This is a genomic window from Streptomyces sp. NBC_01089 (assembly GCF_045162975.1).
In the GTDB taxonomy this organism is placed as follows: domain Bacteria; phylum Actinomycetota; class Actinomycetes; order Streptomycetales; family Streptomycetaceae; genus Streptomyces.
The window spans coordinates 796,238-812,191 of record NZ_CP108660.1 but is presented as its reverse complement, the minus strand read 5'-3'; the positions used below and the strand labels follow the sequence as shown (position 1 = coordinate 812,191).

Sequence of the window (15,954 nt, the reverse complement as noted above, 5' to 3'; positions counted from 1 at the left end):
ATATGTCAAAGCAAGTCTGTGCTGTCTCGATGAAAGTTAGCGATCCGGGGGCAACTTTCGCCAGGGGTAATGGGAAAGTTTTCAGCAATTCTGCATCTCAATATGGGACATAAGTGGCTAAAGACTCCAGGAAGGCTGCCCTTAGTCGAACATCTACTCTTGACTTAGTTTCGGCCACCGTCCTAACTTTCAAGCATTCTCCAGCCGATGTTCATGTCGGCTCGCTGCTGGAACCCGATGGAGGCCCACCCATGCGCCCAAGGCGCTCATCCGCGCGGCGTCGCGCGCTCGCCGCAGCGGTCACCGGGGCGGCGCTCGTCGTGGCCCTCTCGGCCTGTTCGCAGGACGGCGGCAAGATCGACATGGGGCCCACCGGCGGTACCCCCGTCGAGGGCGGCACCGCGACGATGGCGCTGCCGCCGGCCGCCACCCCGAACTGGATCTTCCCCATCGGAGCCCCGGGGTACGGCGCCACGTACAACTTCGCCATCCAGTCGCTGCTCTTCATGCCGGTCTACGACGCGGTGAAGAAGGACGGCGCCCTCACCACCACCGGGCCCAACACACTGGGTACGAAGCCCGTCTACAGCGACGGCAACAAGACCGTCACCGTGCCGCTGCGCAAGGGCATCAAGTGGTCCGACGGCAGGCCGGTGACGGCGCGCGACATCGAGTTCTGGTTCAACATGGTCAAGGCCAACAAGGCGGAGTGGGGCAGCTACTCGGTCGGCACCATGCCCGACAACGTGAAGAGCTTCGAGACCGTCGACGCCCACACCGTCCGGCTGCACCTCAACCGCTCGTACAACCCCGACTGGTTCACCGCCAACCAGCTCACCCTGATGCGCGCCCTCCCGCAGGCCGCCTGGGACGCGAAGAAGGACGGCGGCCCGATCGGCGACTGGGACCGGACCACCGCCGGCGCCAAGGCGGTCTTCGCCCGGCTGACCACCCACTCCAAGAGCCTGGGCGCCTACTCCAAGGACCCGCTCTGGAAGACGGTCAACGGGCCCTGGAAGATCGCCGAATGGCAGAACACCGGCCAGGTCACCCTCGTACGCAACCCGAAGTACACCGGCCCGGACAAGGCGCATCTGGACAAGGTCGTCCTCAAGCCCTTCACCACCGCCGACTCCGAGTTCAACGTGCTGCGCTCCGGCGGCGTCGACTACGGCTACATACCCCCGTCGGTGCTCGCCCAGAAGAAGAAGTTCGAGAGCCGTGGCTACCGCGTCGACCCGTGGGAGGGCTGGGCGGCCACCTACATCGTCTACAACTTCAACTCCTCGCACGGCGGCGCGGCCATGCGCCAGCTCTACATCCGCCAGGCCATGCAGCACCTCGTCGACCAGAAGTCGATGAGCAAGGTCATCTGGCAGGGCAGCGCCGACCCGACGCTCGGCCCGGTCCCGGTCACACCGAAGACGCAGTACACCACCCCGGAGATGCAGAAGAACCAGTACCCGTACTCGGTGAAGGCGGCCCGTACGCTCCTCACCGACCACGGGTGGACCGTCCGCGACGGCCAGGCCCGCTGCACCCGCCCCGGCACGGGCGCCGACCAGTGCGGAGCCGGCATCGCCAAGAACGCCCCGCTCGACCTGACCCTGCTCTCGCAGTCGGGCTCCACCGAGTCCACCAACATGATGCAGGAACTGAAGTCCTCGCTGAGCAAGGCCGGTATCGACCTCAAGGTCCGCCAGCAGCCGCTCAACTCGGTCCTCGGCAACTCCGTGCCCTGCAAGGCGGGACAGCCGGGCTGCGACTGGGACATGTCGTTCTTCGGCACGGCCGGCAGCTGGTACTACCCGCTCAACCCCAGCGGTGAGCAGCTCTTCTCGACCGGAGCATCCGCCAACTTCGGCAACTACTCGGACCCGAAGGCCGACAAGCTGATCCGCGCCGTCCAGTACTCCAGCGACCCGAACGCCATCCACGCGTACGGCCAGTACCTCTCCCAGCAGCTCCCCGTGATGTGGATGCCGAACCCCGCCTACCAGGTGTCGGTGATCCGCAACGACCTGCGGGGCGTCGACCAGAACCCCACCGTGACCCTCGCCCCGCAGGACTGGTACTACGTCAAGAAGGGGGCCGACCAGTGACCGGCTTTCTCCTCAAGCGCCTCCTCCAGGCGGTGGTCGTTCTCTTCCTGGTGTCGGTCATCGTCTTCGTCCTTCTGCACATGCTCCCCGGCGGCCCGGCCCGCGCCATCCTCGGGCCCAAGGGCACACCGCAGCAGATCGAGCACTTCAACCACGCCCAGGGCTACGACCGCTCGCTGCCCTTCCAGTACTTCGAGTATCTGAAGCGACTGCTCACCGGTGACCTGGGAGTGTCGTACAAGCTGAACCAGCCGGTCTCCGACCTGCTCATGCAGCGGCTCCCCAAGACACTGCTGCTGACGGCGCTCTCCACCCTCCTCGCGGTGATCGTCGCGATCCCGCTCGGTCTGCTCCAGGCCGTACGCCGCGGGAAGATCACCGACTACCTGCTGACCGGGGGCGCCTTCCTGGCCTACGCGACGCCGGTCTTCTTCCTCGGCCTGATCCTGATCATCGTCTTCTGCCAGACGATCCCGATCTTCCCGTCGGAGGCACCGCAGGGCGAGTCCCTGTCCAGTATCTTCAGCGGCTTCTCCGGCATGGTGCTGCCCATCGTCACCATGGCGCTCGGCGTCATCGCGATGTTCAGCCGCTACATGCGCTCCGCCACACTCGACAACCTCACCGAGGAGTACGTCCGTACGGCGATGGCCAAGGGCCAGTCCAGCCGGCGGATCCTCGCCAAGCACGTGATGCGCAACGCGCTCATCCCGCTCGCCACCCTCCTCGGCCTGTATCTGCCGACGCTGTTCAGTGGCGCCCTGGTCGTCGAGGCGATGTTCAACTACCCCGGTATGGGCCTCCTGTTCTGGAACGCCGCACAGGGCTCCGACTTCCCCGTACTGCTCGGAGTGACGCTGGTCGTGGGCGTCGCCACCGTGGTCGGATCGCTGCTCACCGACATCGTCTACGCCGTCCTCGACCCCCGGATCCGGAGCGTCTCATGAGCACCGCCGTCATAGCCCCCGGGCACGAGGACGCCGACCTCGCCACGCCTTCGCTGGCCCGCCGCACCGTGCAGGTCTTCACCGGCAACAAGCTCGCCCTCACCGGCGTGATCGTGCTCGTGCTGCTGCTCGCGTTCTGCTACATCGGCCCGCTGGTCCACTCCACCGACCAGGTCCACACCGACCTGTCCCAGGCCAACCTGGCACCCGGCAGCCCCGGACACATCCTGGGCACCACCGACCTCGGCTACGACCTGCTCGGCCGGCTGATGCTGGCCGGCCAGTCCTCGCTGGAGGTCGGGCTCGCCGCCGGACTGCTCGCCACCCTCTTCGGCACGCTGTGGGGCGCGGTCTCCGGCTACTTCGGCGGCTGGACCGACGCCGTGATGATGCGTGTCACGGACGCCGCGCTCGCCATCCCCGCGATGTTCCTGCTGGTGGTCGTCGCCGCGATCATCACGCCCAGCAAGAGCGTGCTCATCGTGATCATCGCGGCGGTGGCCTGGCTCTCCCCGGCCCGGCTCGTCCGCGGTGAGGCACTCTCGCTGCGCGACCGCGAGTACGTCCAGGCCATGCGGATGATGGGCGGCGGCGGAGCCCGCGCCGTGTTCCGGCACATCGTGCCCAACGCCATCGGCACCGTCATCGTCAACTGCACCTTCCAGATCGCCGACGCCATCCTCTACGTCAGCTATCTGGCGTTCCTCGGCCTCAGCATCCCGCCGCCCGCCACCGACTGGGGGTCGATGCTCTCCTCGGGCATCACCTACACCCAGAACGGTTACTGGTGGCTGATCTTCCCGCCGGGCATCGCCATCGTGCTCGTCGTCGGCGCGTTCAACTTCGTGGGCGACGGCCTCCGGGACGCCTTCGAAGTACGGCTCCAGAAGAAGTAGCCACACCCCCGCCTGCTTTCCTGCCTGCACTGCCCGGAGGACACTCCCATGACCGAGCCGCTGCTGCGGATCGACGATCTCCATGTCGACATAGCGTCCCGCAATCGCACCGTCCACGCCCTCGACGGCGTCAGCCTGGATCTCGCCCCCGGCGAGGCACTCGGCGTGGTCGGCGAGTCCGGCTGCGGCAAGACGATGACCGCGCTGAGTGTCCTTGGGCTGCTCCCGCCCGGCGGCGCCGTCGCGTCGGGGCGGGTCCTCTTCGACGGACACGACCTCGCGTCGGCCGGCGAACCCGTACTGCGCGACGTCCGGGGCAACACCATCGGCATGGTCTTCCAGGACCCGCTGACCTCCCTCAACCCCACCATGACCATCGGCGCACAGGTCGCCGAACCGCTCCTGCTGCACCGCCCCATCAGCAAGCAGGAGGCATGGGCGCGGGCCGAGGAGATGCTCGGCCTGGTCGGCATGCCACAGCCGTCCGAGCGGATGAAGGCGTATCCGCACCAGCTGTCGGGCGGTATGCGCCAGCGCGTCGCCATCGCCATGGCACTCGTCTGCGAACCCAAGCTCCTCATCGCCGACGAGCCCACCACGGCCCTCGACGTCACCACCCAGCACCAGATCCTGGAACTCATCGACGGGCTCCGCTCCCGCCTCGGCATGGCGATGATCCTCGTCACCCACGACCTGGGCGTCATCGCCAACCGGGTCGACCGGGTCGCCGTGATGTACGCGGGCAAGGTCGCCGAGACCTCCGGCGTACGGGACCTCTTCGCCCGCCCGCGCCACCGCTACACCCAGGCGCTCTTCGCGGCACTCCCCGAGAAGGCCGTCGAGGGCGAGACCGAACTGCGCACCATCCCCGGCCTGCCGCCGAACCTCGCCACCGCCCAGCAGGGCTGCCGGTTCGCCGCCCGCTGCGCCTTCGCCACCGACGTCTGCCGCGCCGACGAGCCGCAACTGACCGAGGGCGACCACCGGTTCGCCTGCTTCCACCCCGTACCCGAGGACGGCGAGCCGGACGCCGGGGACGCACCCGTCCAGGAGCGGCGGCCGACCGCGGTCGTCCCGGACGGCGCGACGCTCCTCGAAGTCACCGACCTCCGCAAGGACTTCCCGCTCACCGGCGGCCCGTTCTCCCGCAAGCGCGGCACGGTCAGCGCCGTCGGCGGTGTGTCACTGACGGTGCGCAAGGGCGAGACCTTCGGCATGGTCGGCGAGTCCGGCTGCGGCAAGACCACCATCGGCCGCATGATCGCCGGACTCGAGGACCCCACGGCGGGATCGATCGTCTTCGAGGGCCAGGACCTGGCCACCATGGACCGCGGCCGGCGCCGCGCCCACCGCCGCCGGATCCAGCTGATGTTCCAGGACTCCGCCGCGGCCATGGACCCGCGCATGCGGATCGGCACGATCCTGCGCGAGCCGCTCGTCATCCAGGGCGTCGGCGACCGGGCCGAACAGGACCGGATCGTCGCCGGGCTCCTCGACGCGGTCGGGCTGCCGCGCGGCGCCGTCGACCGCTACCCGCACGAGTTCTCCGGCGGCCAGCGCCAGCGCCTCGGGCTCGCCCGCGCGCTGACGCTCTCGCCCGACCTGATCGTCGCCGACGAGCCGGTCTCCGCGCTCGACGTCTCCGTACAGGCCCAGATCCTCAACCTGATGCGGGAACTGCAGCGCGAGCGCGGGCTGACGTACCTCTTCATCTCGCACGACCTGGCAGTGGTCCGCTATCTGGCCGACACGGTCGGGGTGATGTACCTCGGCAAGCTGGTCGAGTCCGGCCCGGCCGACGAGGTGTACGCGAACCCCCTCCACCCGTACACCCGCGGTCTCCTCGACACCGTCAACGTCCCGGACCCCGAGACGGCGGGCGCCGGCCGCACCCCGCTCGGCGGCGAGACACCCTCCGCGGCGAACCCGCCGTCCGGCTGCCGGTTCCGGACCCGCTGCCCCATCGCGAAGGACATCTGCGCCGAGACCGAACCGCCCGCCAGCACGCCGGAAGGCGCCGACCACCAGGTGGCCTGCCACTTCCCGCTGGTACGGGAGGCGGCGGCCTGAACCGGAGCGGCGCACACCGCGCGGGGCGGTGCTCTCGTTACGCCACCGCCTCGCGCAGCGCCCGCCGGCAGAGCGCGTCGGCGCGCCGGGTGGACTCCGGAAGCCGGTAGTCGGGGGAGAGCCGCAGGGTGTGGGCGCAGGCGTTGTCGATGCCGACCCGGTGCCCCACGGAGACGAACACCGGCTTGACCTCGTCCTGGGTACGCAGCGCCCGCCCCACCTCATCGCCGCCCTCGGCCAGCAGCGGGCTCCGCGCACCGCGCCGGGCGCCCGGCTGCTCGTACGAGAAGGTGAAGGGGTTCTTCGCCACCCCGATCACCGGCAGACCGGTCAGCACCCCCAGATGGCTGGCGAGGCCGAACCGCCGCGGGTGGGCCAGCCCGTACCCGTCGCAGACGACAAGACCCGGTTCGGCGGAGAGCGCTTCGAGCGCCGCCAGCACGGTCGGGATCTCCCGGAACGCGAGCAGCCCGGGAACATAGGGGAACGTCACCCGGCCGACCGCCGTGGCCTCTTCCACCACGGCCAGCGTCGCGGCGTCGAGCACCACGGCGGCGGCCGCCACCACGTCGCGTTCGTCGTCGTACGCCACATCGACACCGGTGATCAGCCCGGTGCCCGGCGCAGGACCGGGCTCGTCCAGCACCACACGGGTGCGAAGTTCGTCCTGGACCGCGCGGGCTGCCGTCTCATCGGCGGGTGTCTCCATGGGCTCACCCTACGAGGGCGGCTCTGCGCCGGGCCCAACCGCGGTGACCTGCGACTTCGCCCGGATGGGCCAACCCCGTTGCGAGCGGGACGGGCGGGGCGAGGAGAGTGGGTACGTACGTTCGCCGCCGGGACCGCGTCGAGGCCCCGCGGGCGGTCGTCGCCCGTTGACCCGCTGCCACAGATCTGGAGACCCCGATGACCTGCATCAACCGACGTGACCTCGGACTGCTCGCCCTGCGGGCCGGTACCGGGGCGGTGCTCATCGCACACGGTTCGCAGAAGCTGTTCGGCTGGTTCGGCGGCGGCGGGCTGGCGGGGACCGCGGCGGGGATGGAGCACATGGGATTCCTGCCGGGACACCGGAACGCGGTCGCCGCCGGCCTCGGCGAAGCGGGCGGCGGGGCGATGCTGGCCCTCGGCCTCGGCACACCCGTCGCGGGCGCCGCTGTCGCGGGCACCATGGCCGGAGCGGTGTCCGTCCACGCGCCCGCCGGCTTCTTCGCCCAGTCGGGAGGCTATGAGTACCCGGCGCTCCTCGGCTTCACCGCGGCGGCCATCGGAGTCGCGGGCGCGGGCCGCTACTCGCTGGACGAGGCCACAGGCAACCGCTTCGACCGCCCCTGGATGCTCGCCCTCGCCTTCGCCGGAAGCGCGGTGGCGAGCGCCGCGGTGGTCACCAAGCGCAAGAAGGCGCTGGCCGCCAGGGCGAAGGCGGAAGCGGAGGCCGACACGGTGCCGGGCGCGGGGGCGTAACGGGGCCGGGAGGGCCGGTGCCGGGTGAGCCCCGGTGGTGCGTGAGCCGGGGTGCGCGCCTGTTCCCGCTGTGCCCCCCCTGTTCCCCTTCGCCCCCTGCGGTCTATCCCCGCAGCAGGTCGGCGAGGACCGTGGCCTGACTGATGTCGGCGCGTTTCGTCGCCGTCAGAAGCGTCAGCTTCCGCTTCTTCGCCAGGTCGCGCAGATGAGTCAGCGCCTCGGCGCGATCGCTCTCCGCCAGCTCGTTCCGGTAGCGGCGGCCGAACTCCTCGAATCGGTCCGGGTCATGGGCGTACCACTTGCGCAAGTCGGTCGACGGGGCGACGGCCTTGCACCATTCGTCCAGGTCCGCCTTCTCCTTGGAGAGACCTCGCGGCCAGATGCCGTCGACCAGCACCCGTGCCCCGTCCCGGTCCGACGGGTCCTCGTAGACCCGGCGCACTTCCACTTTCGGCCGGGCTGTCATGCCTGCTGCCCGCCTTCGCCGTACCGCTTCTCGAATTTGGCGACTTGGCCTTCCGCGTCGACCACCCGCGCCTTCCCCGTGTAGAAGGGGTGGCTCTCCGCGGAGATCTCCACGTCGATCACCGGATACGTCTGCCCGTCGTCCCACTCGATGGTCTCGTCGCTCCCGGCCGTGGACCTGGTGAGAAACGCGTATCCGGCGGAGCGGTCGCGGAAGACGACCGGTCCGTACGAGGGGTGCTTGTCCTCTTTCATCTGCTACTCCTTGCCGGTCGGGCGCGGGTGTACTTCGAGCGGCGGCACATGGGCCTGATGGCCTCCTGACGCCAGCATGCGCACCTCGCCGCCCTGGCTGATCTCTGCACGCACGATGCCCGTGCCGTCGGCGTAGACCGGGGCACCGCCCGCGCCGGTCATCGTGGTGCGCCGGACGAGGACGGTGTCGCTTCCCTCGCCGGGTGTGTTGAACACGAGCTCGTAGCTTTCCGGAAAATCAGGTGTGTTCATGGTTGGCTCACGCTTCCCGGTTGAGCTGCGCCCTTACCGGGCGCGCCCCAGTACGTGCACGGGCGCGCCCCAGTACGTGTGCACGGGCGCGCCGACCGGAGCCCCGTACACACCACGATGCCGGGTTTCGCCGGGCCACGCATGCCGAGATGCACGGAGAGTGAGAGATCGCGTGCTGCCTCTACGGTGTGTGAGCACCGGGGATGCGGGGCGGAGCGGTCCCTGGTTCGCTGGGAGGACCCCTTTCCACGACCCTTCCAGAACACCAGGAGCGGTGATGAGCGGTGCGGGCGAGAGCGGCAGCCGGGTCCAGCAGATGCGGGCCAAGGCGCAGGACCTGAAGCAGGCGGCCGAGCAGACGACCGACCCGGAGGAGCGGCGCCGGCTCAAGGAGAAGGCCGACAGGCTGGACCGGCAGAGCGTGCAGGAGAGCAGCATGGCGGCCGGGGACATCTATCCGTCCGAATAACGGAGTTCGACCGGGCTGCGCCGGGGCGTGTCGGGTCGGGGGCGGGGTGCGGCGGGGCTCTGTCCGTTATCCCGCGGCCCGGTACGGGCGGAAGAACTCCCGCAGTTCCTCCGCGTAGAGCTCCGGCTCCTCGAACGGCGCGAAGTGCCCGCCCCGCGCCGGTTCGGTCACGCGCACGGTGTTCGCCGTGCGGTCGAGCCAGGCCCGCGGCGGGAGGACGATGTCGCCGGGGAAGAGCGAGAAGCCGGACGGCACTTCGACCCGGCGGGCGTGCTGCGCGGGTGGGATCGCGCCGTTCGCGCGGTACATGCGCATCGACGAGCCGATGGTCTCGGTGAGCCAGTAGAGCGTGACGTTCGTGAGGATCTCGTCCTTGGTGAAGCTCCGCTCGATGTCCCCGCCGCAGTCGCTCCAGGACCGGAGCTTCTCGACGATCCACGCGGCGAGCCCGGCCGGTGAGTCGGTGAGTCCGAAGGCGGGGGTCTGGGGCTTCGTACGGTGCATGGCGGCGTACGCACCCTCGGCCGCGCCCCAGGCCGCGCCGCCTTCGAGCCAGGCACGCTCCTCGGGCGTGAGGTCCGCCGGGTCGCCGGTGAAGACCGGCAGGCCCCCGTCGGTGCGGTGGACGGCCACGACCCGGCCGGGGTGGTCGAGCCCGAGATAGCGGCTTACATGGCTGCCGATGTCCCCGCCCGCCGCACCGAACCGCGCATAGCCGAGAACGTCCATGAGCTCGGCCCACAGACCGGCGACGGCGATGGAGTCGAGGGCCGGGCCCGTGGGGCGTTCGGAGTATCCGTAACCGGGCATGTCGGGCACGACCACGTCGAACGCGTCGGCGGGGTCGGCTCCGTGGGCGCCGGGGTCGGTCAGCAGCGGGATGACTTTCGAGTAGCGCCAGAACGAGTCCGGCCAGCCGTGGCAGAGGACCAGCGGAAGGACGGGCCCGGTGGGCGCCGCGGCCCGGGCGTGTACGAAGTGGATCCCGAGGCCGCCGAGCGGGACGCGGTAGCGGGGCAGCCGGGCGAGCTCCGCTTCCCTGGCCGGCCAGTCGAAGCCGTCCGCCCAGTAGGCGACGAGTTCGCGGAGGTAGGCCAGGTCGGTTCCGAGCGACCAGCCGGCGTCCTCGGGAGCGTCCGGCCAGCGCGTGGCACGCAGCCGAGTACGGAGATCCTCCAGGGCCGCGGGGGAGGCCCGCGGGGTGAACGGCTCGGGGCGGGGCGCGGTGTCCGGCATGGCAGCCAGCCTATGCGTTGGCCGGTGGGACCGCTGTCCTGCCGCGATGCGGACGGCGCCGCACGGCGTGGCACCGCATCGCGGACGTGACGTCCGGCCCGGCTGCCCGCTGTTGGCGGTCGGCCGGGCCGGACGGTTAGCGGTTAGCGGTTAGCGGTTCAGCTGGGCGAGGACGAGGTTGGGGTCCTTGCCCGTGACATAGGCGGCACTGCCGACGTAGACGGTGTTGCCGCGCAGCGTGACGGAGGTGGGGTTCTGGAGACCGTCGGCCCCGGTCAGGACGGTGGAGTGGGAGCCGTCGGGCTGGATGAGGGCGACCTCGCTGGGGCCGTTGAGCGCGGCCAGGATCTGGTCGCCGCGGCCGGTGAAGGCGAAGTCGTCGATCCCGGTCAGACCGGTGGCCCGGGTCCGGACCGGGCCGCCGCGCCCGTCCCGGCCGATGGGGATACGCAGGACGGTGCCCTGGTCGAGGTTGGTCGCCCAGAGCGCCCCGTCATGGATCTTCAGGCCGTTGGCGCCGAGGAATCCGGTGGCGGCCAGCTCGGGGGCGGTGGACCAGGCGGTGGGAGTGCCACCGGCGACGGGCACGCTCCAGATGGTGCCGAGGACGGAGTCGGTGACGTAGAGGGTCCCCGTCCGCGGGTCCAGGGCCAGGCCGTTGGGCAGACCGGCCGGGGGCAGTGCGGCGATCCGCTGCGGTGTGCCGCCGGGGCGCAGTCGCCATACGCCGGTCAGATCGGCGGTGCCGGTGGCGTACAGGAAGTACAGCGTGCCGTCGTGGGCGCGGACGATGCCGGAGGTCAGGGGGAAGTTCAGGCCAGGGGTGTGCAGGCCGCCGTCGGCGGGCAGCGGCAGGGTGGCCAGGGTACGGACGGTGCCTCCGGGGGAGATCCGGGCGACCTGGCGGGCCTTGGCGAAGGTGACGTACGCGCTGCCGTCGGGGCCCAGGGCGATGTTCTCCGGTGTCTGGTCCTTCGCCAGGTCGAAATGGAGCGCGGTCCGCGCGTTGCTCAGCGGGGCGGAGACGGCCGAAGCCGGAGCCGGGCCGATCGCGGGGAGCACGATCGCGGACAGCACAGCGGCCGCGGCGGCGGTCTTGGACAGCTTCTTGAACATGATGCCTTCACTGTTTTCGGGCATGCGGCAGCGGTACGCCGGCGCACAGGTCGGATGGATGGGTGTTCTTGAGCGGGCGTCCTCGGGCGGGTGGGCGGTTCAGGGGCCGTCCGTTGCCCGGTGATGGGGTCGGGTCAGTGGGCCTCGGCCCGGGCGCCCGGCCGCGCAGGATCGCCCTGAGCGGTGCCCCGGGCGGTGAGCTGGGAGAGCAGGGCCAGCGCGGCTCGCGCGGGGGAGTCGGCCTGGGTGGTGGCGACCACGATGTTCTGGTCGGGCCCCTGGCCCAGGGTCTGTTGTGTGACGGTCAGCTGACCGACCAGCGGATGCCGCATCCCGTAGGAGGCCACGGCACATGCCTTGACGCGGTGGTCGGCCCACATCGAGGCGAAGTCCGTGCTCTTCGCGCTCAGTTCACCCACCAGCGCGTGCAGCGCGGCGTCGTCCGGGTGTCGGCCGGCCACCAGACGCAGATTCCCCACCACGGCCCTGGCCTTGCTGGGCCAGTCCGCGTACAGGTCACGGGTATGGGCGTCGAGGAACACCAGCCGCGCCATGTTGGGGCGCTCCGCAGGCCGGTCAGGGGCGCCGGGGTCGAGGTGTGCGGCGAACAGCGCGTGGCCCAGCCGGTTCCACGCCAGGACGTCGCTCCGGCGGCCGGTCACGATCGCCGGGACGTCCGCCAGCGCATCGAGCAACTGGCAGGTCGCCGCGGTCACATGCTCGGGCGCCGGCCGTCGGCCCCGGCCGGGGCCCTTGGCCGACCGGGCCAGGTTGTGCAGGTGCAGGCGCTCGGACTCGTCCAGGCGCAGCGCCCGGGCGATGGCATCCAGGACCTCCGGTGAGGCGTTGAGCGACTGCCCCTGTTCCAGCCGGGTGTAGTAGGAGCTGCTCACACCGGCCAGCAGGGCCAGCTCCTCGCGCCGAAGCCCCGGCACCCGCCGCCGCTCCCCGTAGGTCGGTATCCCGAGATCCTCAGGAAGCAGCTGGGAGCGCCGCGTCCGCAGGAAGTCCCCGAGCTGCACTTGTGCGTTCATGGATCCGAGTATGGGCCGGACCGCACCGGACAGCCTGTCCCTGCTGGGGATAGGCACCCGCGGGTCCGGCTCCCCGGCACGACCGGGTTTCCGGTCCGGTGAGCGGACCGAAGCCATTCCACCGCCCCGCCCCACCGCGGACAATCCGAGTGCGGGACGGCCTCCGTGTGCGGGACGACCGCGGTTGTGCTCATGAAACAATCAAAGACGGCACCTGGCTTGTCGGTGAACTGATCAATTACTGGATCGCACAGGGGGTCCGAGGTGGCTGAGACGGCGTCCGAGTCTGTCGTGTACATCGTGGACGACGACCAGGAACTGTGCGCGTCGCTCGCCTGGCTGCTGGAGTCGGTCGCCATCCGGTCGCGGTGCTTCTCCGACGCCAGGTCCTTCCTGGACTCCTGTGACCCGGAGCAACCCGCCTGCGTCGTCCTGGACGTACGGATGCCGGAGATCAGCGGGTTCGGCGTACAGGAACTCCTGAACCGGGCCGGATCCGTGCTCCCGGTCATCTTCGTCTCCGCCCACGGTGACATCAGGATGTCGGTGCGGGCGCTGCAGAGGGGGGCCGTGGACTTCCTGGAGAAGCCCTACGACCCGCAGCACATGATCGAGGTCGTTCAGTCGGCGCTGCGCACCGCCGAGGAACGGTTCGCGGCGGCGGCCCGGCGGCGCGGCCTCCTGGAGCGCCTCGACGGCCTGACGTCCCGCGAGAGCGAGGTCCTGGATCTGGTGATCGACGGGGCGCCCAGCAAACACATCGCCGCCCGGCTCGGCATCAGCGCGAAGACCGTCGATGTGCACCGCACCCGTATACGGGAGAAGACCGGGGCGGAGTCCATCGCCACCCTGGTGCGCGATGTGCTCCGGGCGGGGCTGCGGCTGCCGACCCCGTAACCACGAGGAACCCCTATGCGCCCTCCGGAACCGGCCGACTACCAGGCGTTGGTACAGGCACTCAAGTACTGCGTGCTGGTGCACGACGCCGAGACCAAAGAGATCGTCTGGGCGAACAGAGCGGCTTGTGAGCTGCTGGAGTTCACGGTCGACGAGCTGAAACCGCTCAAGGCTCCGGACATGAGCGGCAACGCCCGGCAGTACAGGCGCGAGATCGGTGTGGCCTGGCTGCAACGGGCCGTCGACCACGGGGAGAGCGCCACCGAGTGGTGCTACCGCTCCAAACGGGGCGACGAGGTCCTCACCGAAGCCATCGCGATCCGGGTCGACCTGCCGTCCCGCCCCATCGTGATGGTCCAGTTCCGGGACATCGCCGAGGAGAAGGCGACCCAGCGCGACCTGTTCAGGACCGAGGGCCGGCTCCAGGCGTTTCTGCGCAACCTCGACGAAGGCATCGTCGTCCTGGACGACGACCGAACGGTGACCTTCGCCAGTGAGTCGGCCGCGAAGCTGCTGGACATGGATATCGCCGAGCTGCGCGGATCCGACTTCGGGGAGTACTGCGACGCGGCGTCGTACGCGGAGCTGAACGAGGTCGTCGCACGGACGCTGACGGGCTCGCCGCCCCAGGACTCGCGGTATCGGCTCGCCGCCCCCGGCGGTGCTCCCCGGTGGTACGCCGGGACCTGTCAGTACATCGAGATCGAGAGCGATCTGCGCGGGCATCTGCTGCTGTTCCACGACATCTCGGACCGGGTGCGCGCGGAGGAGGAACACCGAAGGGACACCCAGCACCTCAATTACCTGGCCCGCTACAACGCCATGGGGGACATGGCCATGGCCGTCGCACACGAGGTCAGCCAGCCCCTGGCGGCCGCCTTCAACTTCGTCGAGGGCGCGCGCGGCAGGCTGGACTCCGCCCCGGGGGCGGGTGCGTCGGTGAGTTGGGGGCTCGACAACGCCACACGGCAGATCGGCCGGGCGAGCCGGATCCTGAAGAGCCTGCGGCAGTACGTGGTGCGACTCGAACAGTCCGAGCAGCTCATCGACCTCAACACGATCGTCGCCGACTGCCTCTACTTCATCGAACTACGGGCCGCTCAGCATTCCGTCGTTCTCACCCTCGACCTCGCCGACGAGCCGCTTCCGGTCCGCTGCGAGAACGTCCTCATCGGACAGGTCGTCATGAACCTCGCCTTCAACGCGATCGACGAGATGTCCCGATGGCCGGAAGACCGGCGGAGAGTCGAGCTGAGTACGCGACGCTCGGCCGACGACCACGCCGAACTCACCGTCCTCGACCACGGCCAAGGACTCTCCGCCATCCCCGGCGGCCAGATCTTCGAGGGTGTCTTCACCTCGAAGGAGAACGGAAACGCCATCGGTCTTGCGCTGAGCCACCGCATCATCACCCGGCACCGCGGCCGCATCAGCGCGACCGAGAACGAACCTCAGGGTGCGGTCTTCTCCTTCGCGCTCCCGTTCGGCTCCGGCGCGTAAAGAATTCCTTACCCCGGTACGGGAATTACGCACAACCACGCCAAGTGAATCCCCATGGCGGGATATCCGGTCGCGGAAATAACCTCGAAGTGCACTCGCCGACAGGGAGCCCCACACCGAAGAACGAGGAGACCCGTGTGCTGACCTTCGAGGATACGCTGGCGCAAGTGGCCAGGCGGCGCGCAGAATTCACCGCAGGGCACCATGTGCCGCGCGACATGATCGAGGAGTTCAAGCGGACCGGCATCTACCGCGCCGCCACCCCGAAGCGCTTCGGCGGTGACGCGCTGCCGCCGAGTGACTTTCTCCGCGCCATCGAGCGGATCTCCGAGGTGGACGGCTCGGCGGGCTGGGTCGCCAGCTTCGGCTCCGCCTCGGTCTATCTCGCGGCCCTGCCGCTGGACACCCAGGCCGACCTGTACGCGGACGGCCCCGACGTGGTGTTCGCGGGCGGGCTCTTCCCGCTCCAGCCGGCCGAGCCTGTCGACGGCGGCTTCAAGGTCAGCGGGCGCTGGAAGTTCTCCAGCGGGTGCAAGGGCGCCGATGTCCTGGGCGTGGGGATCGGGGTGGGCGGCGAGGGGCCGGGCAAGCCGCGGACCGCGGTGCTCCGGCCCAGCCAGGTCGAGATCGTGGAGAACTGGGACGTGGTCGGTCTCGAAGGGACCGGGAGCCACGACCTCAGCGTCGACGGTGTCACCGTCCCCGAGGAGTGGACGTTCGTGCGCGGCGGCGAGCCGACCGTCGACGAACCCCTCTACCGCTATCCGACGGTCGCGTACGCCGCGCAGGTGCTGGCCGTGGTCAACCTGGGCGTCGCACGTGCCGCACTCGACCACGCCATCCGCGTCGGCAGCGGCGCGGGCGGGATCACCGGCGCCCCGGTCCCCGCCGACCGCCCGTACTTCCGTACCGCGGTCGCCAGGGCGGAGGCGGAGCTGCGATCGGTCCGCGCCTTCTTCTACGAGATGACCGACGAGGTGTACGAAGCCGTGGCAGGCGGTGCGACCGCAACGGACGAGCAGACCGGTCTGCTCCGGCTCGCCGCCGCCCACGCCGCGAAGGTCGGCTTCGACGTCGTACGCGCCGCCTACAACGTGTGCGGGACCGCGGCCATCCACGCGGGCAACCCGATGCAGCGCTATCTGCGTGACGCGTCGGTGGTGCCCCAGCACGCCTTCCTGACGGAGGGCATGTACGACGGCGCCGGGGCCGTCCTGACGGGCGTCAAGCCCTTCCCCGGCTTTGTGTGAC

The 15,954-nt window shown here is 70.0% G+C and carries 16 protein-coding genes; 9 read left to right on the top strand and 7 right to left on the bottom strand.

All coding sequences use genetic code 11. The annotated features are described in order from the left end of the window. The first annotated feature begins 251 nt into the window (after window positions 1-251). From OG510_RS03685 to OG510_RS03670, 4 genes are read left to right on the top strand one after another with little or no spacing between them, the layout of a single operon-like run. The gene (locus tag OG510_RS03685) at window positions 252-2,102 is read left to right on the top strand and encodes a peptide ABC transporter substrate-binding protein (RefSeq protein WP_406135213.1); all 1,851 of its coding nucleotides are present in this window, start codon (window positions 252-254) and stop codon (window positions 2,100-2,102) included. Further along, complete coding sequence (locus tag OG510_RS03680; RefSeq protein ID WP_406135212.1) at window positions 2,099-3,049, top strand: ABC transporter permease; 951 nt, start codon at window positions 2,099-2,101, stop codon at window positions 3,047-3,049. The genes OG510_RS03685 and OG510_RS03680 overlap by 4 nt, the downstream gene beginning before the upstream one ends. Further along, window positions 3,046-3,945, top strand: a complete 900-nt coding sequence (locus OG510_RS03675) for an ABC transporter permease (protein ID WP_164260755.1) — start codon at window positions 3,046-3,048, stop codon at window positions 3,943-3,945. Before OG510_RS03680 ends, OG510_RS03675 begins: the two co-directional genes overlap by 4 nt. A 48-nt stretch (window positions 3,946-3,993) precedes the next feature. Beyond that, the gene (locus OG510_RS03670; RefSeq protein WP_406135211.1) at window positions 3,994-6,015 is read left to right on the top strand and encodes a dipeptide ABC transporter ATP-binding protein; all 2,022 of its coding nucleotides are present in this window, start codon (window positions 3,994-3,996) and stop codon (window positions 6,013-6,015) included. A gap of 37 nt (window positions 6,016-6,052) precedes the next feature. Here OG510_RS03670 and OG510_RS03665 read toward each other — a convergent pair whose 3' ends face one another. Further along, the gene (locus OG510_RS03665) at window positions 6,053-6,724 is read right to left on the bottom strand and encodes an endonuclease V (RefSeq protein ID WP_406135210.1); all 672 of its coding nucleotides are present in this window, start codon (window positions 6,722-6,724) and stop codon (window positions 6,053-6,055) included. Window positions 6,725-6,921: 197 nt separating this feature from the next. Between OG510_RS03665 and OG510_RS03660 the strand changes: the two genes are divergently transcribed. Further along, window positions 6,922-7,479, top strand: a complete 558-nt coding sequence (locus OG510_RS03660; RefSeq protein ID WP_406135209.1) for a DoxX family protein — start codon at window positions 6,922-6,924, stop codon at window positions 7,477-7,479. A gap of 103 nt (window positions 7,480-7,582) precedes the next feature. Here OG510_RS03660 and OG510_RS03655 read toward each other — a convergent pair whose 3' ends face one another. Genes OG510_RS03655 through OG510_RS03645 form a run of 3 tightly spaced genes read right to left on the bottom strand, consistent with a single transcriptional unit; the run spans window position 7,583 to window position 8,451 of the window. After that, window positions 7,583-7,945 carry a DUF488 domain-containing protein gene (locus OG510_RS03655; RefSeq protein WP_406135208.1) on the bottom strand — a complete coding sequence of 121 codons (363 nt, stop codon included), beginning with the start codon at window positions 7,943-7,945 and terminating at the stop codon, window positions 7,583-7,585. Then, a complete protein-coding gene (locus OG510_RS03650) occupies window positions 7,942-8,199 on the bottom strand; it encodes a type B 50S ribosomal protein L31 (RefSeq protein WP_406135207.1) in 258 nt (85 codons plus the stop codon). The genes OG510_RS03655 and OG510_RS03650 overlap by 4 nt, the downstream gene beginning before the upstream one ends. A 3-nt stretch (window positions 8,200-8,202) precedes the next feature. Next, window positions 8,203-8,451, bottom strand: coding sequence for a DUF6296 family protein (locus OG510_RS03645; RefSeq protein ID WP_406135206.1), 249 nt, complete (start codon window positions 8,449-8,451; stop codon window positions 8,203-8,205). Between the two features lie 277 nt (window positions 8,452-8,728). On the opposite strand from OG510_RS03645, the gene OG510_RS03640 reads away from it, so the two are divergent. Further along, on the top strand, window positions 8,729-8,920 hold the full coding sequence (locus tag OG510_RS03640) for a DUF6381 family protein (protein WP_406135205.1): 192 nt from the start codon (window positions 8,729-8,731) through the stop codon (window positions 8,918-8,920). A gap of 66 nt (window positions 8,921-8,986) precedes the next feature. Here OG510_RS03640 and OG510_RS03635 read toward each other — a convergent pair whose 3' ends face one another. The 3 genes from OG510_RS03635 to OG510_RS03625 all read right to left on the bottom strand — a co-directional run bounded on the left by OG510_RS03635 (window position 8,987) and on the right by OG510_RS03625 (window position 12,306). After that, a complete protein-coding gene (locus OG510_RS03635; protein ID WP_406135204.1) occupies window positions 8,987-10,156 on the bottom strand; it encodes an epoxide hydrolase family protein in 1,170 nt (389 codons plus the stop codon). A gap of 150 nt (window positions 10,157-10,306) precedes the next feature. Next, a complete protein-coding gene (locus OG510_RS03630) occupies window positions 10,307-11,272 on the bottom strand; it encodes an SMP-30/gluconolactonase/LRE family protein (protein ID WP_406142294.1) in 966 nt (321 codons plus the stop codon). 134 nt (window positions 11,273-11,406) lie between these two features. Then, window positions 11,407-12,306: a helix-turn-helix domain-containing protein gene (locus OG510_RS03625; RefSeq protein WP_406135202.1), complete on the bottom strand. Its 900-nt coding sequence runs from the start codon at window positions 12,304-12,306 to the stop codon at window positions 11,407-11,409. A 264-nt stretch (window positions 12,307-12,570) separates the two neighbouring features. Between OG510_RS03625 and OG510_RS03620 the strand changes: the two genes are divergently transcribed. From OG510_RS03620 to OG510_RS03610, 3 genes are all read left to right on the top strand, one after another. Next, complete coding sequence (locus OG510_RS03620; protein ID WP_406135201.1) at window positions 12,571-13,203, top strand: response regulator transcription factor; 633 nt, start codon at window positions 12,571-12,573, stop codon at window positions 13,201-13,203. A gap of 15 nt (window positions 13,204-13,218) precedes the next feature. Continuing rightward, window positions 13,219-14,703 carry an ATP-binding protein gene (locus tag OG510_RS03615; protein ID WP_406135200.1) on the top strand — a complete coding sequence of 495 codons (1,485 nt, stop codon included), beginning with the start codon at window positions 13,219-13,221 and terminating at the stop codon, window positions 14,701-14,703. Between the two features lie 137 nt (window positions 14,704-14,840). Beyond that, the gene (locus OG510_RS03610; protein WP_406135199.1) at window positions 14,841-15,953 is read left to right on the top strand and encodes an acyl-CoA dehydrogenase family protein; all 1,113 of its coding nucleotides are present in this window, start codon (window positions 14,841-14,843) and stop codon (window positions 15,951-15,953) included. The last annotated feature ends 1 nt before the right edge of the window (window position 15,954 follow it).

What these genes read in the sequence shown, in the direction of transcription:
- OG510_RS03630 (WP_406142294.1), bottom strand. Translation starts at nt 11,272, where the DNA reads ATGTTCAAGAAGCTGTCCAAGACCGCCGCCGCGGCCGCTGTGCTGTCC.
- OG510_RS03635 (WP_406135204.1), bottom strand. Translation starts at nt 10,156, where the DNA reads ATGCCGGACACCGCGCCCCGCCCCGAGCCGTTCACCCCGCGGGCCTCC.
- OG510_RS03625 (WP_406135202.1), bottom strand. Translation starts at nt 12,306, where the DNA reads ATGAACGCACAAGTGCAGCTCGGGGACTTCCTGCGGACGCGGCGCTCC.
- OG510_RS03645 (WP_406135206.1), bottom strand. Translation starts at nt 8,451, where the DNA reads ATGAACACACCTGATTTTCCGGAAAGCTACGAGCTCGTGTTCAACACA.
- OG510_RS03675 (WP_164260755.1), top strand. Translation starts at nt 3,046, where the DNA reads ATGAGCACCGCCGTCATAGCCCCCGGGCACGAGGACGCCGACCTCGCC.
- OG510_RS03665 (WP_406135210.1), bottom strand. Translation starts at nt 6,724, where the DNA reads ATGGAGACACCCGCCGATGAGACGGCAGCCCGCGCGGTCCAGGACGAA.
- OG510_RS03640 (WP_406135205.1), top strand. Translation starts at nt 8,729, where the DNA reads ATGAGCGGTGCGGGCGAGAGCGGCAGCCGGGTCCAGCAGATGCGGGCC.
- OG510_RS03615 (WP_406135200.1), top strand. Translation starts at nt 13,219, where the DNA reads ATGCGCCCTCCGGAACCGGCCGACTACCAGGCGTTGGTACAGGCACTC.
- OG510_RS03670 (WP_406135211.1), top strand. Translation starts at nt 3,994, where the DNA reads ATGACCGAGCCGCTGCTGCGGATCGACGATCTCCATGTCGACATAGCG.
- OG510_RS03660 (WP_406135209.1), top strand. Translation starts at nt 6,922, where the DNA reads ATGACCTGCATCAACCGACGTGACCTCGGACTGCTCGCCCTGCGGGCC.
- OG510_RS03685 (WP_406135213.1), top strand. Translation starts at nt 252, where the DNA reads ATGCGCCCAAGGCGCTCATCCGCGCGGCGTCGCGCGCTCGCCGCAGCG.
- OG510_RS03655 (WP_406135208.1), bottom strand. Translation starts at nt 7,945, where the DNA reads ATGACAGCCCGGCCGAAAGTGGAAGTGCGCCGGGTCTACGAGGACCCG.
- OG510_RS03650 (WP_406135207.1), bottom strand. Translation starts at nt 8,199, where the DNA reads ATGAAAGAGGACAAGCACCCCTCGTACGGACCGGTCGTCTTCCGCGAC.